25 protein-coding genes are annotated in these 24280 nt (G+C 68.6%); 15 read left to right on the top strand and 10 right to left on the bottom strand.

The annotated features are described in order from the left end of the window. From nhaA to ACMPH2_RS06040, 12 genes are all read left to right on the top strand, one after another. Positions 1 to 1414, top strand: a 1414-nt coding sequence (nhaA, locus tag ACMPH2_RS06095; protein WP_417118906.1) for a Na+/H+ antiporter NhaA, incomplete at its 5' end; no start/stop codon positions are given. A gap of 1 nt (position 1415) precedes the next feature. Beyond that, the gene (locus ACMPH2_RS06090; protein WP_197414942.1) at positions 1416 to 1751 is read left to right on the top strand and encodes a 3-demethylubiquinone-9 3-methyltransferase; all 336 of its coding nucleotides are present in this window, start codon (positions 1416 to 1418) and stop codon (positions 1749 to 1751) included. Positions 1752 to 1927: 176 nt separating this feature from the next. Continuing rightward, positions 1928 to 3217 carry an aspartate aminotransferase type Ic gene (locus ACMPH2_RS06085; RefSeq protein WP_062530615.1) on the top strand — a complete coding sequence of 430 codons (1290 nt, stop codon included), beginning with the start codon at positions 1928 to 1930 and terminating at the stop codon, positions 3215 to 3217. Between the two features lie 130 nt (positions 3218 to 3347). Further along, complete coding sequence (locus tag ACMPH2_RS06080) at positions 3348 to 4292, top strand: tetratricopeptide repeat protein (protein WP_062530617.1); 945 nt, start codon at positions 3348 to 3350, stop codon at positions 4290 to 4292. Positions 4293 to 4338: 46 nt separating this feature from the next. Continuing rightward, positions 4339 to 4656, top strand: coding sequence for an STAS domain-containing protein (locus ACMPH2_RS06075; RefSeq protein ID WP_062530619.1), 318 nt, complete (start codon positions 4339 to 4341; stop codon positions 4654 to 4656). A 9-nt stretch (positions 4657 to 4665) separates the two neighbouring features. Continuing rightward, on the top strand, positions 4666 to 5307 hold the full coding sequence (locus ACMPH2_RS06070) for a Sec-independent protein translocase subunit TatA/TatB (RefSeq protein WP_062530621.1): 642 nt from the start codon (positions 4666 to 4668) through the stop codon (positions 5305 to 5307). A 2-nt stretch (positions 5308 to 5309) separates the two neighbouring features. Continuing rightward, positions 5310 to 6107 carry a twin-arginine translocase subunit TatC gene (gene tatC / locus ACMPH2_RS06065; protein WP_062530623.1) on the top strand — a complete coding sequence of 266 codons (798 nt, stop codon included), beginning with the start codon at positions 5310 to 5312 and terminating at the stop codon, positions 6105 to 6107. Continuing rightward, the gene (locus ACMPH2_RS06060; protein ID WP_062530625.1) at positions 6108 to 8645 is read left to right on the top strand and encodes a DNA topoisomerase I; all 2538 of its coding nucleotides are present in this window, start codon (positions 6108 to 6110) and stop codon (positions 8643 to 8645) included. Positions 8646 to 8696: 51 nt separating this feature from the next. Further along, positions 8697 to 9416, top strand: coding sequence for a dTMP kinase (gene tmk, locus ACMPH2_RS06055; protein ID WP_417118905.1), 720 nt, complete (start codon positions 8697 to 8699; stop codon positions 9414 to 9416). Between the two features lie 76 nt (positions 9417 to 9492). Continuing rightward, on the top strand, positions 9493 to 10581 hold the full coding sequence (locus ACMPH2_RS06050) for a DNA polymerase III subunit (RefSeq protein WP_009278774.1): 1089 nt from the start codon (positions 9493 to 9495) through the stop codon (positions 10579 to 10581). Further along, positions 10560 to 12221, top strand: coding sequence for a regulatory iron-sulfur-containing complex subunit RicT (locus ACMPH2_RS06045; RefSeq protein WP_417118904.1), 1662 nt, complete (start codon positions 10560 to 10562; stop codon positions 12219 to 12221). The genes ACMPH2_RS06050 and ACMPH2_RS06045 overlap by 22 nt, the downstream gene beginning before the upstream one ends. Positions 12222 to 12230: 9 nt before the next feature. Continuing rightward, positions 12231 to 12659, top strand: a complete 429-nt coding sequence (locus ACMPH2_RS06040; RefSeq protein ID WP_417118903.1) for a 6-pyruvoyl trahydropterin synthase family protein — start codon at positions 12231 to 12233, stop codon at positions 12657 to 12659. A 592-nt stretch (positions 12660 to 13251) separates the two neighbouring features. Here the strand turns inward: ACMPH2_RS06040 and ACMPH2_RS06035 are convergent. From ACMPH2_RS06035 to ACMPH2_RS06025, 3 genes are all read right to left on the bottom strand, one after another. Further along, a complete protein-coding gene (locus ACMPH2_RS06035; protein WP_417118902.1) occupies positions 13252 to 14406 on the bottom strand; it encodes an NAD(P)-dependent malic enzyme in 1155 nt (384 codons plus the stop codon). 3 nt (positions 14407 to 14409) lie between these two features. Continuing rightward, complete coding sequence (gene fumC, locus ACMPH2_RS06030) at positions 14410 to 15795, bottom strand: class II fumarate hydratase (RefSeq protein WP_417118901.1); 1386 nt, start codon at positions 15793 to 15795, stop codon at positions 14410 to 14412. A 112-nt stretch (positions 15796 to 15907) separates the two neighbouring features. Further along, entirely contained in the window at positions 15908 to 16912 is a 1005-nt protein-coding gene (locus ACMPH2_RS06025; RefSeq protein WP_009278779.1) for an alpha/beta hydrolase fold domain-containing protein, read from the bottom strand. A 423-nt stretch (positions 16913 to 17335) separates the two neighbouring features. Here ACMPH2_RS06025 and ACMPH2_RS06020 point away from each other — a divergent pair, with 423 nt between their 5' ends. Beyond that, positions 17336 to 18061, top strand: coding sequence for a B3/B4 domain-containing protein (locus tag ACMPH2_RS06020; protein WP_009278780.1), 726 nt, complete (start codon positions 17336 to 17338; stop codon positions 18059 to 18061). Positions 18062 to 18207: 146 nt separating this feature from the next. Here ACMPH2_RS06020 and ACMPH2_RS06015 read toward each other — a convergent pair whose 3' ends face one another. The 4 genes from ACMPH2_RS06015 to ACMPH2_RS06000 form a co-directional block, all read right to left on the bottom strand. Then, positions 18208 to 18786, bottom strand: a complete 579-nt coding sequence (locus ACMPH2_RS06015) for a methylated-DNA--[protein]-cysteine S-methyltransferase (RefSeq protein WP_471752469.1) — start codon at positions 18784 to 18786, stop codon at positions 18208 to 18210. Continuing rightward, positions 18777 to 19586: an alpha/beta fold hydrolase gene (locus ACMPH2_RS06010; RefSeq protein WP_417118900.1), complete on the bottom strand. Its 810-nt coding sequence runs from the start codon at positions 19584 to 19586 to the stop codon at positions 18777 to 18779. Before ACMPH2_RS06010 ends, ACMPH2_RS06015 begins: the two co-directional genes overlap by 10 nt. A gap of 78 nt (positions 19587 to 19664) precedes the next feature. Continuing rightward, positions 19665 to 20204, bottom strand: a complete 540-nt coding sequence (locus ACMPH2_RS06005; RefSeq protein WP_417118899.1) for a flavin reductase family protein — start codon at positions 20202 to 20204, stop codon at positions 19665 to 19667. A gap of 150 nt (positions 20205 to 20354) precedes the next feature. Further along, the gene (locus ACMPH2_RS06000; protein WP_009278784.1) at positions 20355 to 20849 is read right to left on the bottom strand and encodes a methyltransferase family protein; all 495 of its coding nucleotides are present in this window, start codon (positions 20847 to 20849) and stop codon (positions 20355 to 20357) included. 146 nt (positions 20850 to 20995) lie between these two features. On the opposite strand from ACMPH2_RS06000, the gene ACMPH2_RS05995 reads away from it, so the two are divergent. Further along, on the top strand, positions 20996 to 21472 hold the full coding sequence (locus ACMPH2_RS05995) for a pyridoxamine 5'-phosphate oxidase family protein (protein ID WP_009278785.1): 477 nt from the start codon (positions 20996 to 20998) through the stop codon (positions 21470 to 21472). On the opposite strand, the gene ACMPH2_RS05990 is transcribed toward ACMPH2_RS05995, so the two are convergent. Beyond that, on the bottom strand, positions 21469 to 21948 hold the full coding sequence (locus ACMPH2_RS05990) for a GAF domain-containing protein (protein ID WP_009278786.1): 480 nt from the start codon (positions 21946 to 21948) through the stop codon (positions 21469 to 21471). The genes ACMPH2_RS05995 and ACMPH2_RS05990 overlap by 4 nt on opposite strands. 157 nt (positions 21949 to 22105) lie before the next feature. Here ACMPH2_RS05990 and asnS point away from each other — a divergent pair, with 157 nt between their 5' ends. Beyond that, entirely contained in the window at positions 22106 to 23512 is a 1407-nt protein-coding gene (gene asnS, locus ACMPH2_RS05985; protein ID WP_072500098.1) for an asparagine--tRNA ligase, read from the top strand. A 134-nt stretch (positions 23513 to 23646) separates the two neighbouring features. Here asnS and ACMPH2_RS05980 read toward each other — a convergent pair whose 3' ends face one another. Next, positions 23647 to 23925 carry a type II toxin-antitoxin system YafQ family toxin gene (locus ACMPH2_RS05980; protein ID WP_009278788.1) on the bottom strand — a complete coding sequence of 93 codons (279 nt, stop codon included), beginning with the start codon at positions 23923 to 23925 and terminating at the stop codon, positions 23647 to 23649. Between the two features lie 2 nt (positions 23926 to 23927). Beyond that, positions 23928 to 24215 (bottom strand): type II toxin-antitoxin system RelB/DinJ family antitoxin, encoded by a 288-nt coding sequence (locus tag ACMPH2_RS05975; RefSeq protein WP_009278789.1) that lies wholly within the window; start codon positions 24213 to 24215, stop codon positions 23928 to 23930. Between the last annotated feature and the right edge of the window lie 65 nt (positions 24216 to 24280).

The following is a 24280-nucleotide window of genomic DNA, read 5'->3' as shown; positions in this document are numbered from 1 at the left end:
GCGCAGGGGAGTCCTGCACGAGATAACCTCCAACGGCACCATAGCCGCGGCGGTGATGGTCGGCGCGGCGCTGCTGGCCCTCGTGGTGGCAAACGGACCGGCCTTTGAGGCGGTGGAGGAGTTCCTGCGCGAGCCGCTCGAGGTCGGCATCGGCACGCACCTCATCGCCATGAGCGTGGAGTCCTTTGTCAACGACTTTCTGATGGCCATCTTCTTCCTGCTGGTGGGCATCGAGCTCAAGTACGAGATGACCGTGGGCCAGCTGCGCCGTCCCCGCCAGGCGGCGCTGCCCATGCTCGCGGCGGTGGGCGGCGTGTGCGTGCCCGCGGCCATTTACCTGGCCCTCAACTGGGGCGGCGCGCACCACGGCTGGGCCATACCCATCGCCACGGACATCGCCTTCGCCCTGGGCGTCATGTCGCTTCTGGGAGACCGCGTCGCGCCTGAGACCAAGGTCTTCTTCCAGACCCTGGCCATCGCCGACGACATCCTGGCCATCGTGGTCCTTGCGCTCTTCTACGGCCAGGCGATCGACGTGGGCTGGTGCGCGGCCGCGCTGCTCATGGTGCTCCTGCTCGCCGCGCTCAGCGGCATGAGGGTCTACTCCGCCAAGCCCTACCTGGTCGTGGGCGTGGGCCTCTGGCTCTGCATGTACAACTCGGGCATCCACGCGACCCTTGCCGGCGTGGTCCTGGCCTTCTTCCTCCCCGCCAAGTCCGACGTCAGGCTCTCGGGCCTCAGGGACTGGCTGGGCCACCAGGCGGGCAGCCTGGACGAGCGCTACGACGACTCGAGCCACGTTCTGGGCCAGCACGACTTCACCGAGGCGGCCGTCCGCGTGGAGAAGGTCATGCACCACGTGACCCCGCCCCTGCAGCGCGTCGAGCGGCTCATCTCGGTCCCGGTGAACTTCCTCATCCTGCCCCTCTTCGCCTTCGCCAACGCCCAGGTGCGCCTGGTGGGCACCGACCTCGGCCTGGTGCTGGGCGACCACGTGGCGCAGGGCGTCTTCCTGGGGGCCGTCCTGGGCAAGCCCCTGGGCATCATCCTGGTCACCTGGGTCCTGGTGAGGGTGGGCTTCGCCCGGCTGCCACGCCGCGTGAGCTGGGACCAGATCTTCGCTGTGGGCATCATGGGAGGCATGGGCTTCACCATGTCCATCCTCATTGCCGGGCTGGCCTTCCCCGACCCCGAGGAGGTCGTGGCCGCCAAGTGCGCCATCCTGGCGGGCTCCTTCGCGGCAGCGCTCCTGGGCATCGCCTTCGTGCGGGTGAGCGAGCGGGTGCTGGCGGCGCGCGACGAGAGCGGACCCGCGGGGGCGTCAGAGGCGTCAGCCGCGGCCGGCGACGGCGCGGGCGGCACGTCCGATGAGGCCGCCGGAGGGCACGCCTCAGGGCGAGAGGAGCGTGGCTAGCATGGGCAGGCGCGCCGGCCAGGGCCTCAACCCCTTCGCGCCCCTTCCCGATGGCGCCTCCGGCGGCCGGGGCGTCCCTCCCGAGTGGGCGGCCCCGGCGGCGGAGTACGGCGAGCTCCAGCGCCTGGTGGACGCGGTCTTCGAGGACGCGCCCGGGGGAATGGTGAGCCGCATGGACCTCGTCCTCCGTGCCCAGCTGGTCGACCTCCCGGACGACCTCGCCGAGGTCGTCGAGCTCATGCCCAGCGGGAGCTACACCCGCCCCAGGCTCTGCGACCAGATGAACTCGATCATCACCGCGCACGGCTGGGGGTCGGTCTACGGGACGGTCCAGTAGGGACGGCCCCCCGGGCCATCTTGGCCCCGGCCCAGGGTACGGGCGAGGGCCGCCTCCTTGGCCGCCGTCTCCGCGGCCGCGAAGGTTTCGCCTCCCTTGCCGATTTCCCGGCGCGTCCCGTGGCCCCGCCGGGCGGGGATATACTTCTTGCGCAGACCAGAGCCGAGGAGGAAGCCATGGCAAACGCCTACGAGCAGCTGATGGACGCAGAGCTGGATGCCGAGCTCGCACGCCTGGAGACGCAGGCGGACGAGACGGCCGCGCAGGGACTCAAGCTGGACATGGCCCGCGGGAAGCCCTCGCCGGAGCAGACCGCGCTCTCGCGTCCCATGCTCGACCTCGTCAGCTCCTCCACGCCCCTCGTGGACGGTGACGCCATCGTCGACAACTACGGCACGCCCGAGGGCCTGCCCTCCGCACGTCGCCTCGCGGCCCAGATCCTGGGCGTCGACGCCAAGAACGTCGTGGTCTCCGGCTCCTCGAGCCTCAACCTCATGCACGACCTCGTGGCCCACGCCTTCGTCCATGGCGTGGGCGGCTGCGAGCCCCTCTGCCGCCAGGGCGAGGTCAAGTGGCTCTGCCCCAGCCCGGGCTATGACCGACACTTCGCCGTCACGGCGAGCTTCGGCATCAAGAACGTCCCGGTGCCCATGGGCGAGGACGGGCCCGACATGGACCTGGTCCAGGACCTCGTGGAGGGCGACCCCACGGTCAAGGGCATCTGGTGCGTCCCCAAGTACGCCAACCCCACGGGCGTCACCTACTCCGATGAGGTCGTCCGCCGCTTCGCGGGCCTGAGGCCCGCCGCGCCCGACTTCCGCATCTACTGGGACAACGCCTACGTCGTCCACTGCTTCGAGGGCCGGGACGACGCGCTCCTCGACATCTTCGCGGCCATCGGGAAGGCGGGCGGGTCGCGCCTCGCCTATGAGTTCGGCTCCACGGCGAAGGTCACCTTCCCCAGCTCGGGCATGGCCTTCGTCGCCGCAGACGACGAGGACATCGCCGAGGTCAGGGCCGCCTTCGCGGTCGAGCGCGTGAGCTCCGAGAAGTTCTCGCAGCTGGCGCACCCCCTCTTCCTGCACGACCTCGAGGGAGTGAGGGAGCACATGGCCAGGCATGCGGCTATCGTGGGCCCGCGCTTCGCGCTGGTGGAGCAAAAGCTCCAGGAGGGCCTGGGCGGCATGGGCCTCGCCAGCTGGACCCACCCGCACGGCGGCTACTTCGTCTCGTTCGACGGCCCGGAGGGGTCGGCGAGGCGCATCGTCGCCCTCATGGGCGAGCTGGGCGTGAAGCTCACGCCCGCGGGGGCCACCTGGCCCTACGGCAGGGACCCCCGAGACTCCAACATCCGCATAGCCCCCACCTACCCCTCGCTCGAGGACCTCGGCCGCGCGCTCGACGTCTTCGTGCTCGCGGTGCGCCTCGTCTGTGCCCGGATGGAGGGCGAGAGGCGCGCCCGCTGATTGGGATTTGGGTCCATCTCAGGGTTTTGGGTAGAATCATGCGACATGCGTGTGGTCCCTTGGGGCCGCGCGCTAACCTCTTGTAGCAAGAATCCACCCGTTGGTCCCGGTCCCGAGGAAGGTCGCGCACATGGCACGCAAGCCAGGCCCCACAAGCAAGAAGCGCCTCGCCAAGGCGAAGCCTGCCGCCTCCACGGTCGGCGGTGGGGGCAAGGCCGGTGTCGCGGGCTCCCGTGAGCGCCGCGAGGCCCGCAAGAGGCGTGTCACCGCCATAGTGGTGGGGGCCTTCGCGGTGCTCATGGCCCTTTCCATGATGTTGCCCTCGCTCGCCGCGATCTTCTCGCCCGCGTCGTCCTCGAAGACCGCCGACGCCAGCCAGAGCCAGGCGAGCTCCGACTCCAGCTCCCAGGACCAGTCCTCGGGCGACTCCGCGACGGACTCCGCCGCCACCGGCATCGACGCCGTCAACGCCCGGTACCAGAAGGACGTGGACGAGCTCAAGGCCAGGCTCGACTCCGACCCCAAGGGCCTCGCCACCCTCCTCAACCTGGGCAACGACTACATGAGCTGGGCCTACGCCTCCAGCTCCTACGCCACGAGCGACGACCAGAAGGCGCAGGTCGCGGAGCTCTGGAAGAGCGCCATCTCCTACTATGACCAGTACCTCGAGCAGAAGGACTCCAACGTCGTGCGCGTCAACCGAGCCCTCTGCCAGCTTTACTCGGGCGACACGGACGCGGCCAGGGCCGCCCTCGAGGAGCTGACCGCCGCGCAGCCCGACTACGGTCCCGCCTGGGCCAACCTCGGCATGGTCTACGAGGCGGCCGGCGAGTCCGACTCCGCCAGGGAGGCCTACCAGAAGGCGGAGGAGAAGGACGCCAACGACGAGTACGGGGCCAAGAGCTACGCCCACAGGCGGCTTGCGGCCATGGATGCCGCGGCGAAGGCGGCCGACTCCGGCAGCACGTCCGGCAGCGGCACGTCCGGCCAGACCGGCGCGACGGGGACGAGCTCGGGCACCACGACCCAGGGCCTCTCCGACGTGCTCGCGAGCAGGTCAGGAACCAGCCTGTAGGACCACGAGCAGGGGCTTGCGGTCCCGCATCGACGAAGGAGCAGAGATGGGAATCTCCATTAGCAACAGCAGGAGGGGAGAGACGAGCGTGCTCTCCGTCGTCGGCGAGGTGGACGTGTCCAACGCCAACGAGCTGCGCGACGCGCTCGACCGCGCCATCGAGGAGGGCCCCGCGTCCATCGAGGTCGACTTCTCCGAGGTGCCCTACATAGACTCGACCGGCATTGGCGTGCTGGTCGGTGCCGCGCACCGCAGCGCCGACGCCAATGCGACGCTCAGCGTGACCAACCTTCAGAAGAACATAGCCCGCGTGCTCGCGCTCCTCGGCGTCGACAAGGAGCTCGGAGCGGGAACCCAGGAGTAGGGGGCCATCTTGTTTGGCATAGGAGAGACCGAGCTCGCGATCATCGTGCTCTTTGCGTTCCTGCTCTTCGGCCCCGACAAGCTGCCGGGCATGGGACGAACCATCGGCCGCGCCATCAGGCAGTTCCGCGAGGCGCAGGAGGGCTTCACCTCCGTGGTCCAGGCAGAGGTCATCGATCCCCTTAACGAGGCCATGGGCGACCCGTCCCAGGCGAGCAAGGCGCGCGACGCCCGCCGCTCCGCCCTCGACGAGGACTCCGACCTCGACGAGGACGCGGACGTCCCCTCCCGTCGCAGCACCGAGACCTTCGCCCAGCGCAAGGCCCGCCTTGAGGCGGAGCGCGCCGCGGCCCAGAAGGGGGCCGCGTCGGCTCAGGAGGAGCCCGTGCCCTCGGAGCCCGCGCCCGTCTCGCCAGCGGACGGGACCAAGGGCGAGGGCGCGACGGTCACCGGCGCCGACGAGGCGACGGCCACGTCCGAGGACGCTCCGGCCGTGCCCGAGGAGGCGCCCGCGAAGCCGGACACCTCCGCCGCCGCCCTCTATGCCATGAGGCCCCGAAAGCGCAGGGACGCTGACTCCAGCACGACCGTTCCCGTCCCCGATTCGGACGCAGGCTCCGACGCCGACGCGGCGGAACCCAAGGAGGTCTAGAGATGCCTATCGGACCAGCGCGCATGCCGCTCATGGACCACCTGGGCGAGCTCAGGCGCCGCCTCACCATCGTCGTGGTGTCGGTCCTCGTGACCGCCGTCGTGGTCTATGCCGCCACGCCCACGCTCATCGACATGATGATGGACCCCATCCGCTCCTCGCTCCCCGAGGGGACGACGCTCACCGTCCTCACCGTCCTGGGCGGCTTCACCATCCGCTTCAAGGTGGCCATGTTCTTCGGCGTGATCGTCTGCACGCCCATCATCGTCTGGGAGGCCATGGGCTTCTTCCTGCCCGCCCTCAAGGAGAACGAGCGCAAGTGGGTCGTGCCCACGGTGGGCGCCATGGTCGTCCTCTTCTTCCTGGGCATGCTCTTCTGCTACTTCGTGATCCAGAAGGCGGCCATCGGGTGGATGGTCGACCAGGCCATAGACTTCGCGGGCGTGATCGCGGACGCCGAGGACTACCTCAACATCATGATGCTGCTCGAGATCGGCTTCGGCCTCGCCTTCCAGCTTCCGCTCGTGATCTTCTACCTCTCGGTCCTGCACCTGGTCCCCTACAAGACCCTGCGCGAGCAGTGGCGCACCATCTACGTGGCGTTGCTCGTGCTCTCGGGCGTCGTCACCCCCGACGCCTCGCCCGTCACCATGGTCCTGATGTTCGCCGCGCTCATCGGCCTGTACGAGGTCGCGCTGGCCGTCGCCCGCTACGTGCTCATCGCGCGCGACGGCAAGGAGTCGCTCAAGTGGAGCCGCGAGGAGTACCAGGAACACAAGCTCGAGGAAGAGGACGCCTAGTTGAAGCTCGTAGTCACCGAGAAGAACGACGCCGCTCAGCAGATCGCACGCCTGCTCTGCACCACGGGGAAGCCCAAGGCCGACAAGGTCTACGACACGCCCGTCTATCGCTTCTCGCATGACGGGGAGGACTGGGTGACCATCGGCCTGCGCGGCCACATCATGCGCCCCGACTTCCCCGTGGAGCTCAGGTACAGCAAGAAGGACGGCTGGGTGGGCGTCACCAAGGAGGGCGAGGTCCTTCCCGCCCGGATTCCCGACAACCTGGCCCGCCCCCCCTACGAGAAGGTGCGCAAGCCCTTCACCAAGGAGGGCGTCGACGTCAAGGGCTGGAAGGTTGCCAGCCTGCCGTACCTGGTGTGGACCCCCATCCAGAAGGAGCCGGCCGAGAAGGGCATCATCCGCGCCCTCAAGAACCTGGCCAAGAAGGCCGACTCCATCGTGATCGGCACCGACTTCGACCGCGAGGGCGAGCTCATCGGGTCGGACGCCCTGCGCCAGATGCGCGAGGTGGCGCCCGACACGCCCGTGAGCCGCGCGCGCTACTCCGCCTTCACCAAGGCCGAGATAGACCACGCCTTCGAGAACCTCGTGGAGCTGGACCAGGACCTCGCGGACGCCGGCGAGAGCCGCCAGTACATCGACCTCATCTGGGGCGCCGTCCTGACGCGCTACCTCACGATGGCCCGCTTCGGTGGCTTTGGCAACGTGCGCTCCGCCGGCCGCGTCCAGACGCCCACGCTGGCGCTGGTCGTGGAGAAGGAGCGCGAGCGCGAGGCCTTCGTCCCCGAGGACTACTGGGTGATCTCGGGGCAGCTCGCGCCCCAGGGTAGCGCGGACGAGGGCGCCCGCTTCAAGGTGTCGCACGCCACGGCCCGCTTCAAGGACGAGGCGGCGGCAAAGGCCGCCTTCGAACGCGTCCGCGACGCCCGCGAGGCGACGGTGACCAAGGTGGAGAAGAAGAGCCACACCACCCGGCCGCCCGCGCCCTTCAACACCACCTCGCTCCAGGCCGCGGCCGCGGCGGAGGGCATCTCTCCCGCGCGCACCATGCGTCTGGCCGAGAGCCTCTACATGGACGGCCTCATCTCGTACCCGCGCGTGGACAACACGGTCTACCCCAAGTCACTGGACCTCAAGGAGGTCGTGAAGGCGCTGAGCGCCGTGCCACAGTATCGCCCCACCTGCACGAAGCTCCTGGCCGGAGGTCCCCTTCATCCGACCCGCGGCAAGCAGGAGACCACCGACCACCCGCCCATCTATCCCACCGCGGCGGCAGACCCCGACCGCCTGGAGGGCCCGGCGTGGAGGCTCTACAACCTCATCGCGCGGCGCTTCCTGGCCACGCTCGAGGACCCCGCGCTGAGCGAGAGCACCAAGCTGGGCTTCGACGTCGCCGGCGAGCCCTTCCAGGCTAGCGGCACCGTGATCGTGAAGCCGGGCTTCCGCGCCATCTACCCCTTCGGCTCGCGCAAGGACGAGCAGCTGCCCGCCCTCGCGCAGGGCGACGTCTGCGACGTGGTCGGGATGGGCCTCGACGCCAAGCAGACCGAGCCCCCCGCCCGCTACAGCCAGGGCCGGCTCATCCAGGAGATGGAGAAGCGCGGGCTGGGCACCAAGTCCACGCGCGCCTCGATCATCCAGCGTCTCTACGACGTGAAGTACCTCAAGAACGACCCCGTCGAGCCCAGCCAGCTGGGCATGGCGGTCATCGAGGCCCTGACCCAGTACGCGCCGCACGTGACGAGCCCCGACATGACGGCGGAGCTCGAGGCCGACATGACCAAGGTGGCCGAGGGCAGCGACACCCAGGAGGGCGTGGTCACGCACTCCAGGGCGCTGCTCGCGGGCATGATCGACGCCCTGATCGAGCACAAGGACGACCTGGGCGACGCCATCGCCGACGCGGTCACCGCCGACGCCAAGGTGGGCACCTGCCCCAAGTGCGGCCGCGACCTGGTCATGAAGAGCTCGGCCAAGACCCGCGGCAGCTTCATCGGCTGCATGGGCTGGCCCGACTGCGACGTGACCTATCCCGTGCCCTCAAACGTGAAGGTGGCGCCCATCGAGGGGGAGGCCGGCGTCTGCCCCAAGTGCGGCGCGCCGCGCATCAGGTGCACGCCCTTCCGCTCCAAGTCCTACGAGGTCTGCGTCAACCCCGCCTGCGAGACCAACCGCGAGCCCGACCTGGTGGTGGGGGAGTGCGCGACCTGCAAGGCTGCGGGCACCCACGGCGACCTGATCGCCCACAAGAGCGAGCGCACGGGCAAGCGCTTCATCCGCTGCAGCAACTACGACGTCTGCGGGACGAGCTACCCGCTGCCCCAACGCGGAGAGCTCCATGCCACCGGCGAGGTCTGCGAGCACTGCGGCGCGCCCATCGTCGAGGTGGTCACCCAGCGCGGCCCCTGGCGCATCTGCGTCAACATGGACTGCCCGGGCAAGGAGAAGAAGCCCGCCCGTGGCAGGGGCGCCAAGCGTGGCTCGGGAACGACGCGCGGCTCGGGCGCGCGCGGGAGCAGGGCCAAGAAGGGCTAGGAGAGAGGGACGACGAGGGGCGTGACGACGGCAGGACGGGAGGGGAGCCTCATGAGCCAAGCAACTTACGGGTCCGCGAAGGCCCCTGCCGTACCCGCGCGAGGCGCCTTCGTCAGCCTCGAGGGAATCGACGGGAGCGGCAAGTCCACCCAGGCGGCGCTCCTCGCCCGCCTCATGGAGGGGGTCGGCCTGGAGGTCGTGAGCCTGCGCGAGCCCGGCGGGACCCAGGTCTCGGAGAAGGTCCGCTCCATCCTCCTCGACCCCGCCAACGACATGATGGCGGACGAATGCGAGCTTCTGCTCTACGAGGCCTCGCGGGCGCAGCTCGTGCGCCAGGTCATCGTGCCCGCCCTCGCGCGGGGGGCCGTGGTGCTCTGCGACCGCTACTACGACTCCACCTATGCCTACCAGCACGGCGGGCGCGGATTGGACGAGGGCCTGGTCAGGCGCTGCAACGAGTTGGGGAGCTGCGGCCTTTCGCCTGACCTCACCCTGCTTCTGGACATCGACCCCGCTCTGGGCTTCGAGCGCGCGACCCGTGGCGGCGTCGACCGCATGGAGGAGGCGGGCCTCGCCTTCCAGAGGAGGACGCGCGACACCTACCTGCGCCTTGCCACGGAGGAACCCGCGCGCGTGCGCGTGATTGACGCGCGAGGCAGCCAGCGCGAGGTCCTGGGACGGCTCGTGGGCGAGCTCGTCGCGCTCCTGCCCGCGCTTTCGGGGCGGGACCTGGAGGACCTGAACGTCCCCCTCCCCAAGGGAGGAGAGTAGCTTGGCCGCCCAGGGCAGGGACCCGCTGCAGCCGGCCGTCCCCCCCGCGCTGGAGGGGCTGGGCCAGCAGCCCCGCGTGCGCGCGTTCCTCTCCACCGCCCTCGCCGAGGGACGGCTGAGCCAGGCCTACCTCTTCCTGGGAGCCCCCGGCTCCGGCATGGAGGAGGCGGCCCTCTCCCTCGCGCAGTGCCTCGTCTGCCCCAACGGCGGCGACGCCAGCTGCGACGAGTGCATCCGCGTGGCCCATCACACCCATCCCGACGTGCGTCTGGTCTCTCCGGGAAGCGCCGGCGGCTACCTGGTGTCTCAGGTGCGCGAGCTCCTGGACGACGTCTGTCTGGCGCCGGTGCGGGCGAAGGCGAAGGTCTACATCGTCCAGAATGCCGGCCTCCTGCGTGACGCTGCAGCAAACGCCCTGCTCAAGACCATAGAGGAGCCGCCCTCGGGCGTGTACTTCATCCTCATCGCGCGTTCTGCCGCGGCGGTCCTGCCCACCATCGTCTCGCGCTGCCAGCAGGTGCCGTTCCGCATCTTGGGCGAGGACGACGCCCTCCAGGCGCTCGCGGCGATTGACGGCGCCAGCGGTGCCGAGGCGAGGATAGCCCTCTCCGTCGCCGGGACCCCCGACCGCGCCGCCGAGTTCCTGGCCTCGCCCGAGCGCCGCCAGCTGCGTCGCCTCGTGGTGCGCAGCCTCGGTGAGCTGGGGCGCGATGACTCCTGGGACGTGCTCGTCGCCGCTCGCAGGATAGTGGCCGAGGTCGGAGCCCCCTTGGACGGCCTGCGCGTGGAGCAGGAGGAGTCGCTCAGGGAGGGCAGCGACTACCTGAGCACCGCCGCCCTGCGCCAGCTCGAGCTCGACCAGCGCCGAGAGCTCACCGCCAAGGAGCGTTCGGGTATGATGGAGGCCCTGGCAGCCGCAGAATCCCTGCTCAGGGACGTGCTCTTGCGCTGCGAGGGCGCCCGGGAGGCAATCGTGAACGAAGACGCGGCCGACGTGGTGGACCGCATCGCGAGCGGCGCGGGTACCGAGGGCGTCATCCGGGCCCTCGACGCGGTCCTCGAGGCGAGGCACCAGCTCGCCCGCAACGTAAACCCCCAGCTGGCCCTTGAGGCCATGCTTCTCTCTGCCAAGGAGGCACTCGCATGCCCACCGTCATCCCGGTGAAGTTCAAGTATGCGTCCAGGGACCTTTGGTTCGACCCCGCGGGCACCGGTGCCCAGGAGGGCGACCACGTGATCTGCGCCACCGAGCGCGGACAAGAGATCGGGCTCGCCACCATGGACGCGCGCGAGCTGGGCGAGGAGGAGCTCGCCCAGACCATCGGCGAGTCCCGCCTCAAGTCGGTCCTGCGCATCGCCACGCAGGAGGACCTCAACCACGCCTCCCGCCTGGCGGACCAGGGCGAGAGGGACCTCGTCACCTTCAGACGACTCGTCCACGAGTCCGGGCTGGACATGAAGCCCGTGGGTGTGGAGCACCTCTTCGGCGGCGACAAGGTGGTGTGCTACTTCTCGGCCGACGAGCGCGTGGACTTCAGGCAGCTCATCCGCGATCTGGCCCGCGAGCTGCACGGTCGCATCGATATGAGGCAGATCGGCGTGCGCGAGGAGGCGGCGATCGTGGGCGGCTACGCCCACTGCGGCCAGGAGCTCTGCTGCGCGCGCTTCGGCCACCAGTTCGAGCCCGTCTCGATTCGCATGGCCAAGGAGCAGGACCTGCCCCTCAACTCCACCAAGATCAGCGGCGCCTGCGGGCGCCTCATGTGCTGCCTGCGCTACGAGTTCGAGGCCTACCGCGACTTCAAGTCACGCGCGCCCAAGCGCAACGCCGTCATTGACACGCCGCTGGGCAAGGCGAAGATCGTGGAGTACGACACGCCCAAGGAGCAGATCGCCCTCAGGCTCGAGAACGGCAAGCAGATCCGCGTGCCGCTCTCGGGCATGCAGGCGAGCGAGGCCGCGGTGCGCAAGAGCGAGGAGCTCCACTGCCCCTGCAGGCCCGACACCGTGACTCGCGAGGCGCTTGACAGGCTCGAGTCTCCCGACGTGCAGATGGCGCTCGCCGAGCTCGACCGCGCCAACGGCGTGGGCGTCGAGCAGGGCTTCGACTCGTCGGACATCTTCGTGAAGACCAGGCATCGCCGCAGTCACGGCAGGCAGGAGCCTGGCGCGGGGGAGTCCGGAAGCGGCGCCAGGGGTGCTGCGGGCCCGCGCTCGTCGGCACAGGATGCCCCCCGCCCCCGCAGGAGGCACCAGGACGACGCCGCGGATGCCGGGCCCGAGCAGGGGTCGGCCACCACACCGCGCCAACGTCGCCGCAAGAAGCGTCCCGGGGCGGGCATGGGCGACTCGGCTCAGCGGCGTGACGCCGCAGAGCACACGCAGGCCCAGGGCGGCGGCGCGTCCCAGCCCGCCACGAACCACCGTCGCAGGCGCCACCACTCCTCGGACGGCAGCGAGGGCCAGGCGGGCGGTGGCCAGCAGGCCACGCAGCAGGCGCCCAAGGCGGGGGAGAGGCCCCGCGGCACGCAGTCCACGAGGCGCAAGCGCCATCCGGGAGACCATGGCGGTCAGCAGCAGGCGTCGCAGCAGGCCCAGCAGCCCAACGGCGGCAGGAGCCCGCGCCGGCGCGGCCAGGACCGGCAGCCGGGAGGCCCCAGTGAGCGCCTGCAGCAGAGGTCCGGCGAACCTGGCGGCTCATCCGACGGGGCCGAGAAGGCCCGCCGTCGCCGTCGCCGCGGCGGCAGGGGCCGCGGCCAGGGCGGATCCGAGGGCAAGGGCGGAAGCGCGCCCTCCGGCGAGTAGGGGGCGCACATGCCGTATGGACTCAAGACCGAGGCGAGTTTCGACGGGGCCCACTTCCTCACTGACTACTATGGCAAGTGCGAGAACCTCCACGGTCACCGCTGGCGGGTCGTCGCCTACCTGAGGCAGCCCAGCCTGCAGGACGAGGGGACCATGCGCGACATGGTCATCGACTTCGGCGTCTTCAAGCGCGTCCTGCGCTCGCTCGTGGCCGAGCTCGACCACAGCTTCCTGGTCGAGGAGGGCTCGCTCAAGCCGGGCACCATCCGCGCACTCGAGGAGGACGAGGGATTCTCGCTCAGCGTCCTTCCCTTCCGCACGACGGCCGAGAACCTCGCCCGTTACTTCGCCGACCGCCTCCTGGAGGAGGGCATGCCGGTGAGTCAGGTCGACGTGTACGAGACCCCGCTCAACTGCGCCTCCTACTTCGTGGAGTAGGGTTTCGTCTCGGGTAGCGCGTCTCTCTCGCCTGGCACTTCGTTCGGTCTTCCCGCCTGGAATCCCCGCCGAGTGCGCAAGCTTAAGGCCTGCTGCTTCGCGAGTGCGCAAGCTTAAAGGCCGGAATTGCGCACTCGACGGCGAAGACCGCCCCTCTCGCCACGAAGGGCCAGGTGGCCGGAAGCCGAGTGCGCAAGCTGAAGCCTTCAGACTGCGCACTCGACGCTTGGGCGGTGGAGAGGGGCTGCGACTGGATCAGTCGCGGACCCTGAAAGCGAAAGACACCGCAGCTGACCCCAGCCGGCTAACCCCCGGCTCGTCCTAGCTGTTGTGCGCCATGACGTTGTTTACGCCGACGACGAGTGGCATAGACGGGAGGCCTCGGCGTCCCGCTGTCCCGAATCGACGTGCTCGACCAGAGTCCGTCGCACCCTCGGGGCCGGCCTTGCGCTGGGATGCCGCGACACGGGAGGCCCCTTCCTCGCCGCAGGCCTCGACAGTCCACTGCTTGGCGGGAGCCTCCCTATTTGTCGCTACCGGGGCGCAAACTTTGTCGGTACCGAGGCGTAAACAACCCCTTGGCACCAAACGGCTAGGACCTCGCGCGCTCGGCGACCGCGGTGGCGACCACGTCTGCCACGCGCCTGTCCAGCGCGCTGGGGATGATGAACTCCGCGCTGAGCTCCTCGTCCGTCACCAGGCTGGCGATGGCGTGCACCGCAGCGACCTCCATCTCCTCCGTGATCCTGGGCGCGCGGGCAGCGAGGGCGCCCTTGAAGATGCCGGGGAAGACCAGCACGTTGTTGATCTGGTTGGGGAAGTCGGACCTGCCGGTTGCCACGACCCTCGCACCTCCCGCAAGCGCCTCGGCGGGCATGATCTCGGGCGTGGGGTTGGCGCAGGCGAAGACGATGCCCTCGTTCATGGTCGCGACCATCTGGCTCGTGAGGAGTCCCGGCTGCGACACGCCGATGAAGGCGTCTGCCCCGCGCAGGACGTCCGCGAGCGATCCGGACTCGCGTGCGCGATTGGAGATGCGGGCGACCTCATCCTTGGCGGGGTTGAGCCCGTCGCGCCCCTCGTAGATGGCACCCTGGCGGTCGCAGAGTATGACGTCGCCGAAGCCCATGTGGATGAGAAGGGTGGCGATGGCGATGCCCGCCGCCCCCGCGCCGCTCATGACGATCCTGAGCTCGCCCATGCGCTTGCCCGTCAGGCGCACGGCGTTGAGTAAGCCTGCGGCCGTGACGATGGCGGTTCCGTGCTGGTCGTCGTGGAAGACGGGGATGTCGCAGAGCTCCTGGAGCCTGCGCTCGATCTGGAAGCAGCGCGGCGCGGCGATGTCCTCGAGGTTGATGCCGCCGAAGCTCTTGCTGATGAGCTGCACCGTGCGGACGAACTCGTCCACGTCGTGCGTGTCTACGCAGAGGGGGATGGCGTCGACGTCGCCGAACTCCTTGAAGAGCAGGCACTTGCCCTCCATCACGGGCATGCCTGCGGCGGGACCGATGTCCCCCAGGCCCAGGACGGCCGTGCCGTCGGTGATGACGGCCACAAGGTTGCCGCGGCGCGTGAGCTCCCAGCTCCTCTGGTAGTCCCTCTGGATCTGGCGACAGGGCTCTGCCACGCCCGGCGTGTACAGGAGCGCGAGGTCCTCCGCCGTCCGCGCCTCGGCGCGCGCGATGACCTCGATCTTGCCGTGAAGCTCCTCATGCAGCCTCAGACTGCGCTCGCTCGTCTCGTTCATCTGCTAGACCATCTCCTCTGGCTTGAACACCCGGTCGAACTCCTCCGCGCTGAGGAAGCCCAGCGCCACGCAGGCCTCGCGCAGGCTCGTCCCCTCCTCGTACGCCTTGTGCGCCACCTGTGCGGCCCGCTCGTAGCCGATGTGCGGGTTGAGGCAGGTGACGAGCATCAGCGAGTCGTGGAGGTTGCGCTCCATGCGCTCGCGGTTGGCCTTGAGGCCGCTCAGGCAGTGCTCGTCGAAGGACGCCATCGCGTCCGAGAGCAGCCGCACGCTCTGCAGGAAGTCGTGGGCGATCACGGGCATGAAGACGTTGAGCTCGAAGTTGCCCTGGCTCGCGGCGAAGCCGATTGCGGCGTCGTTGCCCATGACCTGCACGGCGACCATGGTGAGCGCCTCGCACTGGGTGGGGTTGACCTTGCCCGGCATGATGGAGCTGCCGGGCTCGTTGGCCGGGATGCTTATCTCGCCCAGGCCCAGCCGCGGGCCCGAGGCCAGCCAGCGCACGTCGTTGGCCAGCTTCATGAGGTTCGCCGCCAGCGCCTTGACGGCGCCATGCGAGAAGACCACGGCGTCCTTGGCGGTGAGCGCGTGGAACTTGTTGGGGTCGGTCTGGAAGGGCTCGCCGGTGAGCTCGGCGAGCCTGGCCGCCACGAGCCTGTCGAAGTCCGCCGGTGCGTTGAGACCCGTGCCGACGGCGGTCCCGCCCAGGGCGAGGCGGCGCAGGCCCGGGAGGCTCGCGCGCAGCTCCTCGACGGCGGACTCCACGAGCCCGCGCCAGCCAAATATCTCCTGGCTGAAGGCTATGGGCACGGCGTCCTGAAGGTGGGTGCGGCCGCACTTGACGATGCCCTCGTTCTGGCGCTCGAGCCGCGCGAGGGTCGCCACCAGGCGCTCGGCGGCGGGGATGAGGCGCTGCGTCACGGCCAGGTCGGCCGCCACGTGCAGGGCGGTGGGGAAGGTGTCGTTGGAGCTCTGGCTGCGGTTGACGGAGTCGTTGGGGTGCAGCGGGACCGAGAGGGCGAGGCCCCTCTCGCCTGCGATCTGGTTGCCGCGTCGGGCGAGGACCTCGTTGAGGTTCATGTTGGTCTGGGTGCCGGACCCCGTCTGCCAGACCTTGAGTGGGAAGGCGTTCGCGTGACGGCCCTCGAGCAGCTCGTCGCAGGCGGCCTCGATCGCGGTGGCGGCGTTGGGCTCGAGGCAGCCAAGCTCGACGTTGGCCTGGGCCGCCGCCTTCTTGACCAGCGCGAAGGCATGGATGAGCTCGGGGGGCATGGTCTCGGTCCCGATGCGGAAGTTCTGGTACGAGCGCTGTGTCTGGGCGCCCCAGAGTGCGTCCGTGGGAACCCGCACCTCTCCCATGGAGTCGTGCTCGATGCGATATCCGTCCACGTTCCTCCCTCTGCCCGTCTTGCTTGTCCGTTGTCGCGTGCTGCCGGCCTGCCCCACGGAGCGGCGCCTCGCCGTGCGTCCGCCCCCCTCGCCGTGCCCGTTCGTGTCGGTGCTAGTCCATCGAAACGGCCGAGACGATCTCTTCCAACGCCCGGTTTGCCTCGGGGATGGGATACAGCGGGTAGTTTGCGTTGAGGCCCGAGCCCACATGGAGCTCGGAGTGGATGCCCGCCGCGTTGACGCGCTGGTGGAAGAGGACTGCGTCCGGGTGGAAGAGCTCCCTCGTGCCCGTGAAGACCATCACGTTGCGAAGCATGCGCACGCCGCCGTTGATGGGGCTCACGCGCGGGTCGTTGATGTCCAGTCCCTTGGCCCAGGTGTGGGCGATGCGCCGCAGGCCCTGGAGGGCGAACATGGGGTCTGCCGCCTCATAGGCGGCGACGTCGGGGTTGGCCAGGCTGGCGTCCACCCAGGGCGAGATGAGCACGAGCCGCTCCGGCTGGGGCAGCCCGAGCTCGGGGAGCAGCTGGCAGAAGGAGGCGGCGATGCCCGCGCCGGAGGCGTCCCCCATGAGGGTCACCGAGTCAGCGCCGTACTTCTCGACCATGGAGCGGTAGAGCCCCTCGATGGCGGCGAAGGCCTCGTCGTGGCCGTGGACGGGCGCAAGCGGGTAGATGGGCGCCACGACCTCGGCGCGCGTGCGGCGGGCCAGGCTGTCGAGGAAGCGCCAGTGATAGATGGTGGGCTGGTTCACGAAGCACGTGCCATGCAGGTAGACGACCGCGCGGTCGTTGAGGTTGCGGCGGTTGAGGACGAAGGTCTGCATGCCCTCGAAGTCGCTGTCCTCCACCGAGACGCGCAGCCCCACGAGGGGTGGCAGGGAGTAGCGCTGCTCGTTGCTCTCGGCGTGGGCGAGTATGTAGTTGTCCCAGGCTATGGGGTCTGCCATGCGGTTCTTGTCGGAGGTCACGCGGTTGTAGACCTCTGAGGCGGTGGCGATGTTGGACCTGCGATAGTAGAGGTGCGAGACCGCCGAGTAGGCGGCGAACAGCGCGACGGGCGTTGCTGCCGCGACGGCAAGGGCCTTGGTCGCCGTGCCGCTGAGTTGCTTGGACATGCTGCCTCCTGCCTTGCCCGGTAAGTGGGCCTCGGCCTTCGCCTGCGCGGGTGGGGCCGCGTCGCCCCGCCCGGGGCGCGGGCCTGCCCTGGGCACCATTCTAGTGCCGGCACTCGCCTTGGTGTCCGTGCCAGCCTGGGTCCTGCGACCAATATGCAGCTTTTGGGCCTGGGAGGACCCTTCCTTGCGTCACGTCCGTGAGGGGTGGCCGTCCTAGCAGGCGCTTACCCCTCTCAACTTGTTGCGCCTATTCATTCTCTACCGCTTAATTTTGCATATGTATGGCATATTATCTGTGAATAGATGGTTAGGCGAGAGAAAATATTCCTACTTAGGAGGGTGTCATGCAGCACTCGTGCTAGGATGCCCGCAGTGGCAAGACATCAGGTGCGCCGCCGCCCGGCCGCGCAGAAGGAGGGACGCATGAAGAAGTTCGTCGCCGAGGACTCGTTCTGGGAGCTCTTCCCCGAAGCATCCATCGGCATCGTTGCCGTGGACGGCATCCTGCCCACCGACCAGGTGAGCGAGGAGGCGGCGAAGAAGGCAGCGCGCCTGCTCGACCGCGCCAACCTCAAGGCAAGCGACTGGCTCACCAGCAACACCATCAGCGAGAACGAGGTCGTGGCCGTGTGGCGCGACGCCTACCGCAGGTTCAAGACCAAGAAGGGCGCCCGTTGCTCGGTCGAGAACCTGCTCAAGCGCGTGCTGAAGGACAACCCCGTTGGCCACATCAATCCCTCCGTCGACCTCTCCAACGCCATCTCGCTCAAGTACGCGCTGCCCATCGGCGCCGAGAACATAGACGCCCTCGAGGGTACCTTCCGCCTGGCCGTGACCGAGGGCGGCGACGAGTACCTGCCCATCGGCGAGGACGAGTCGGACCCCACGCTGCCGGGCGAGCTTGCCTACATCGATGATGCGGGCGCCGTGTGCCGCTGCTGGAACTGGCGTGACGGCCAGCGCACCGAGGTGACGGACCAGACCCCGCACTGCGTCTTCATCATGGAGAACCTGCAGCCGGAGCGCGCGGGCGACCTGAGGGCCGCCATCGACGAGCTTGCCCAGCAGCTGGAGGAGCTCCTGGGCGCAACGGTCCAGAACAAGGGCATCGTCACCCGAGACAACCCGGAGTTCGTGCTCGAGGCATAGGGCCTGATCAGGGGGCTGGGCGAGAATGGCGGGGTGGACGCGCGAATGTCGTCCGCCCCGCCTGTCTGTGCGCGCGTGCTATGGTCGCGCCGCCTGGCATCGCCTTTCGAGCCCCCTCGGCGGCTGCTCTGGGCCGTCTGTCCGTCTCATGTCGCGGGGACCTTGAGCCGGCTCAGGTCGACGCCCTCGTGCTCGAGCAGCCACGTCTTGCGCCAGATGCCGCCCGCGTAGCCGGTGAGGCTGCCCGTCGAGCCGATCACCCTGTGGCAGGGTACGATGACGCTTATGGGGTTGTGGCCGACTGCCGCGCCCACTGCCCGGGCTGAGACCCTCGTCCTGTCGTCCCTCCTGGCAGCAATCGCTCGTGCGACGTCGCCGTAGGTGGTCAGCGTCCCGCATGGTATGACCTCGAGCTCGCGCCAGACCTCCTCCTGGAACGGGGTCCCTCTCAGGGCCAAGGGAGGCAGCGTGGGGGAAGGGGTGCCGTCGAAGTACGCGTCGAGCCAGTCACAAGCGGCGGAGATGCCCGGTGTGCGCCGGGCCTGCGGGCCTCGTATGACGTCCCTCTCGCCCAGATGCTCCCCTGGATGTCCCAGCCGCACGTCGAGCTTGTCTTGGAAATATCTCTGTCCCTCGAACCAGAGGCCGCACAGGCGCTCGCCGTCGCTTGCGAGCACGACTGTCCCGATGGGCGACTCGTATTCGAGCAGGTATGTCAACGACATGGCCCTCTCCTTCCCTGTGCGATCTTCTCCGACAGCAAACGGGCGTACTCGTCGGGCTTGACGCACTGGAGGCCGCAGTGGTTGTAGCCCTCTGCGTCAATGAACTCCGCATCCGGGTACGTACTTTGGACCCTCTTGCGCGATGCGCGTGCCGACTCCTTGCTGCCCCAGACGAACACGCTACGGCGCACCACGTCGGGCGGCAGCTCAGGCAGCCTGCACTCGCAGAAGGTCCTGCACTCGTTGGTCAGCGTGGCGTCCGAGACGAACGTGCACACCTCCGCACAGTTGCCGAGAATCTCCCGGTACATCGGTGCGTCATCTCCCAGGAAGTGCCTGAGCACGCTGCCCCCCAGCACCTTGTCGACGTCGATCTTCCATGGCGTGCCGTCCGGCCTCCTCCCGATTCCCAGCACGCGGCGGAACAGCCGTCGCATGAGGGTCTCGACCGGCCTTGGCAGGTCGAAGAAGGGTCCGCCGTCGTAGAACCAGACGTCGGCAGAGACCGAGCCCTCCCGAGCGACGTCAAGCACGTTGATCGCGCCCATCGAGGTCCCGTGCGCCATGGCAAGGTGGTCGATGCCTCGTCCGTGCAGCCACGAGACCATGCCTTCGGTCGATGCCTCCTTCGAGAGGTAGTCCCCTCCGCCCTTCACGTGCCCGTCGAGGGTCACGGTGACGACGTGGAAGCGGTCGCACAGCCGACGAGCGATGGGCAGCTCCGAATCGCCCGTGCAGAACGAACCGGGCACCATGAGTATCGTCGGTGCCTTGGGGTCTCCCAGTTCGTCGAGCCTCACGTGACTCTCCCCTCGGGACCTGCCGGCAACTGCGGACTGGGCGTGGTGCCCGTGGCGTGCCCCCTCGTCGTCCCAGTGCTACTCCAGGACATAGCTGTCGACTATCCCGCCGTAGTAGATCTCGTGGTAGTAGCAGCTCCCGCTCGCATCGACGTCGGTGACGTCTGCGGGGTAGAAGCGCTCGCGCGTAGCCTCGGACACGGCGCCCCTGTCCATCATCTGCCTATAGACGACCTTGCACTCCAGGGTGATAGGCGCCTCGGCGATCGCGGGGACGTCCACCTTGCCCCCATTCGCGAGCGTGAGCCCGAGCAGCGCTGCCTTGTCCACATGACGGCCGCTCTTGGTGCCGGCGACGGCGAAGATGCGCTTGCCCAGGCGGTCGAGGGGGACGTTGATGGTGAACTGGGGGTTCTTCTCGAGCAGGGCATGGGTGTGGCGGCTCGTGCGGACGAAGGCGGTGAAGGTGGGCTTGCCCCAGAGGGTTCCGATGAGCCCCCAGCCTATGACCATCGTGTCCACTTCGCCCTCGGCCTTGGTGGTGAGCAGGATGCCATGGGCGTTGGCCTTCGTGATGGCGCTCGCGTATTCGTAGGGGTCGATGTGGCGCTTCTCCATGATGGCTCCAATCGCCGGGCTGTGGCCCCGCGACCCTCGTGGGGCGGGGTGGTCGTTCCTTGGGAGGAGTGTACGCCTCGAACGTTGCGAGTCCGCATGCGTTTTGCGGCAGCTGGCGGGGCGGCGGAGTCGCCGCGCCGCGACCCTGGGCTACGCCCTGCGACGAGGGGGCCAGGGCACGACCCTGTTAACCCGCCTGCAGTAGTCCAGGTACGTGCTGCCGTGCAGCTCGGCAAGCCAGCGCTCCTCCGTGCGCCGCATGAGCAGGGTCAGCGCGAGCCAGTGGATGGGTGTCAGGACGAGGAGCCAGAGGTTCCCGGCGACGAGGATCGCGCCGAGGCAGGCGATGAGGAAGGCGGAGTAGATGGGATTTCTCACCCAGGCGTAGACGCCCGTGGTCACGAGCTCGTTTCTCTCCACGTGGGCGTCGATCTTGGACACGACGGCTCCCATGACCCATACGGCCACGGCAAGCGCTGCGAGGATGGCACCCGCGACCACGAGCGGCAGCTCGAGTTCGAGGACGCTTGCGCGTGGCAGCATGCCGAGCCTGGTCGCCGCGATTCCCGCAGCCGTCGTCAGGAGGATGCACGCCACGTATGCCGGCCCCACCCCGAACAGGGGCAGGTGGTCCCTCTCGCCCATGTGTCTCCCTTGCCCGCTTGCCACTAATTAGCTTTGGCTAACTGTTTTCTGACGACATCGTAGCACGGGCCGTCGGGGTATACCTTTTGGCAGACTGACTGCCATGCAAATGGGCACGACTGCGCACGGCAAGAGGGGAGAGCGCCATGGAGTTCAAGATGGTACGTGCGAAGAGGGAGCTGGGCCGCGAGGAGGCACTCGCGCTCTTCGCGTCCGCGTCGAACGCGGTGCTCTCGACCGTGGACCCCGACGGCGAGCCCTATGGCGTGCCCATCAGCTTCGCGCTCGAGGGCGGCCGCATCTACCTGCACGGCTCCATGAAGGGCGGCCATCGCCTGACCAACCTGGGCGCAGGCTGCAGGGCATGCATCACCGTGGTCGCCCAGGATGACGTCCAGCCTGCGGAGTTCACCACGAGGTACGCCTCCGCCATGGCGTTCGGGCGTCTGCGTCCCGCCGCGGACGACGACGAGAAGCGCGCGGGGCTCATGGCCCTGCTGCGCAAGTACGCGCCCGGCCACATGGAGGCGGGCATCCGCTACATCGCCGCGGCGCTGCCCAAGACCTCGGTGACCGTGCTCGAGATCGAGCGCGTGAGCGGCAAGAGCAACGTGCGCGGCTAGCGCGCGCAGCTTTCCAGCGCCTGCGCGACCAGCTCGAGTCCGCGGGCGTCCTCGGGAAGGAAGCGGCCGCGCATCGGGCTGTCTATGTCGAGCACGCCGACGACCCGGCCGTCCGCGTGCAGCGGCACGACGACCTCGGACGCGCTCGCGCCGTCGCAGGCGATGTGACCCGGGAAGGCGTGGACGTCCTCCACGAGCTGGAGCTCGTCCGTCGCGGCGGCGGTCCCGCAGACTCCCCGGCCCAACTCGATGTGCACGCAGGCGACCTTCCCCTGGAAGGGCCCCAGGACGAGCCTGCCCTCACCTTCCGGGATGAGGTAGAAGCCCGCCCAGTTGACGTCGGGCAGCGCCTCGTAGATGAGCGCCGACGCGTTGGAGAGCAGCGGCATCCAGCGCGGGTCCTCCTCCGCGAGGGCCCTGACCTGCTCGGCGAGTAGCCCGTAGTCGGGTCGCTCCGCGTGGCTCACGTGTTCCATGGTGGTCCTCCGTCCTGATGGGCCTTTGTCGTGGCGGCCCGTGCCCCGCGTGCGTGCGGCTCCACTTGCGATACAGTCAATGGGTTGACGCGTCCGGCGCCTCTCCCACAGGCGTCCGTCACCAAGCTACTTATCGCACAACCCAAGGGGGAAGCTCGTGAGGCGCACAAAGATCGCAACGCTCTACGCAGACATGGACCGCCTGGGCGGCCAGGAGCTGACGGTCGCCGGGTGGGTCCGCTCCATCCGCGACATGAAGAACTTCGGCTTTGTGACCCTCAACGACGGCAGCTGCTTCAAGGACCTGCAGGTCGTCCTCAACCGCGAGTCCCTGGGCGAGCGCTACGACGAGCTCGTGGGCCAGAGCGTCGGCTCCGCCCTCGTCGTGCGCGGCACGCTGAGCCTGACGCCCGACCGCCCCCAGCCCTTCGAGCTCCAGGCCTCCGAGGTCGTGGTGGAGGGCCCCTCCGCCCCCGACTATCCCATGCAGAAGAAGCGCCAGACCCGCGAGTACCTGCGCACCCAGCAGCATCTGCGCAGCCGCACCAACCTCTTCCGGGCAATCTTCCGCGTGCGCAGCGTGGCGGCCTACGCCATCCACAGCTTCTTTCAGGAGAACGGCTTCGTCTACGTCAACACGCCCATCATCACCGCGAGCGACGCCGAGGGTGCGGGGGAGATGTTCCGCGTCACCACCCTGGACCCCAAGAACCCGCCCTTGCTCGAGGATGGCAGCGTCGACTGGAGCCAGGACTTCTTCGGCAAGATGACCAGCCTCACCGTCTCGGGCCAGCTCCAGGCCGAGAACTTCGCCCTGAGCTTCGGCGACGTCTACACCTTTGGTCCCACCTTCCGCGCCGAGAACTCCAACACCCGCCGCCACGCCGCCGAGTTCTGGATGGTCGAGCCCGAGATGGCCTTCTGCGACCTCGACCAGGACATGGACGTGGCCGAGCAGATGCTCAAGTACGTGATCAACTACGTGCGACAGACCTGCCCCGACGAGCTGGACATGTTCAACCGCTTCGTGGACAAGGGCCTGCTCGAGCGCCTCGAGCACGTGGCCACGAGCGACTTCGCGCGCGTGAGCTACACCGACGCGATCAAGATCCTGGAGGATGCCCAGGCCGCCGGCACGAAGTTCGAGTATCCCGTGAGCTGGGGCGCCGACCTCCAGACCGAGCACGAGCGCTACCTCACCGAGCAGCACTTCAAGAGGCCGACCTTCGTGACCGACTACCCCGTTGCCATCAAGGCCTTCTACATGCGCATCAACGACGACGGCAGGACCGTGGCCGCTGCGGACTGCCTGGTTCCCGGCATCGGCGAGATCATCGGCGGATCCCAGCGAGAGGAGCGCCTCGACGTCCTCGAGGGCCGCATCCGCGAGCTGGGCATGGACCCCGAGCAGTACCGCTACTACTGCGACCTGCGCCGCTATGGCGGCTGCCACCACTCCGGCTTCGGCTTGGGCTTCGAGCGCCTGGTCATGTACCTCACCGGCGTGGACAACATCCGCGACGTCCTGCCGCACCCCCGCACGGTGGGCAACGCGGAGTTCTAAGGCTCCCGTCCCCCACGCGCGAATAGACCGGCATTCGAGCGGCCCCGCCCTGCGGCAACGTGGACGGGGCCGCTCGACCATTTGGACGGGAGCCTTCGCCCCGCCCTTGCCATGCAAGGCAGGGGCCGGGCGTTTCAGAGGCCGAAGAGCTCGGCGTGCGATCCGGTGCGAACGGCGGTCAGTATGAGGCGCGTATCGTCGATGCGATAGACGAGCAGCCAGTCCGGGCCTATGTGGCACTCACGGTGCCCGCCAAGCCTGCCGGCGAGGGCGTGGTCACGAAAGCGCTCCCCAAGCACCTCTCCCTTGCGCAGGAGGGTGATCACCTCGCCGAGCCTCTCTAGGTCCGCGCCTTGCCTGCGTCTGCGACGAACGTCCTTCTTGAACTGGGAGGTATAGGCCAGGCTCAGCACGGCTACTCTCCGTCGTCGAAGATGGAGGCCCACATCTCCTCGTTTGACTCGAACGGGCCCGTGACGCGTCCCTGCTCGGCGTCTTCCATCGCCCTGAGCGTGGTGCGGGGAAGGCCGTAGGGGTTGGAGGGGTCGAAGGGGAATCCTCCCCTGCGGTTGAAGGCCGAGACGAACATCCTGAGCGCGTTGCTGGGGGAGGTCCCGATGGAGTCGCATATCTGGGTGAAGAGCGTCTTCTCGTCAGACGTGACCTTGGTGGAGAGTGCCGCATTGGCCAAAGTTCCTGCCATATTCCTCACTCCTTATAAGCCAATGTCATCTATTAAATTCGATTGTACTCCACACAAAGGCATTT

Origin of the sequence: Olsenella phocaeensis, from assembly GCF_048189965.1 — a bacterium.
Lineage (GTDB): Bacteria > Actinomycetota > Coriobacteriia > Coriobacteriales > Atopobiaceae > Olsenella_I > Olsenella_I phocaeensis.
The sequence above is the reverse complement of the archived record's forward strand: the minus strand, read 5'-3'. Positions and strand labels throughout refer to the sequence as shown.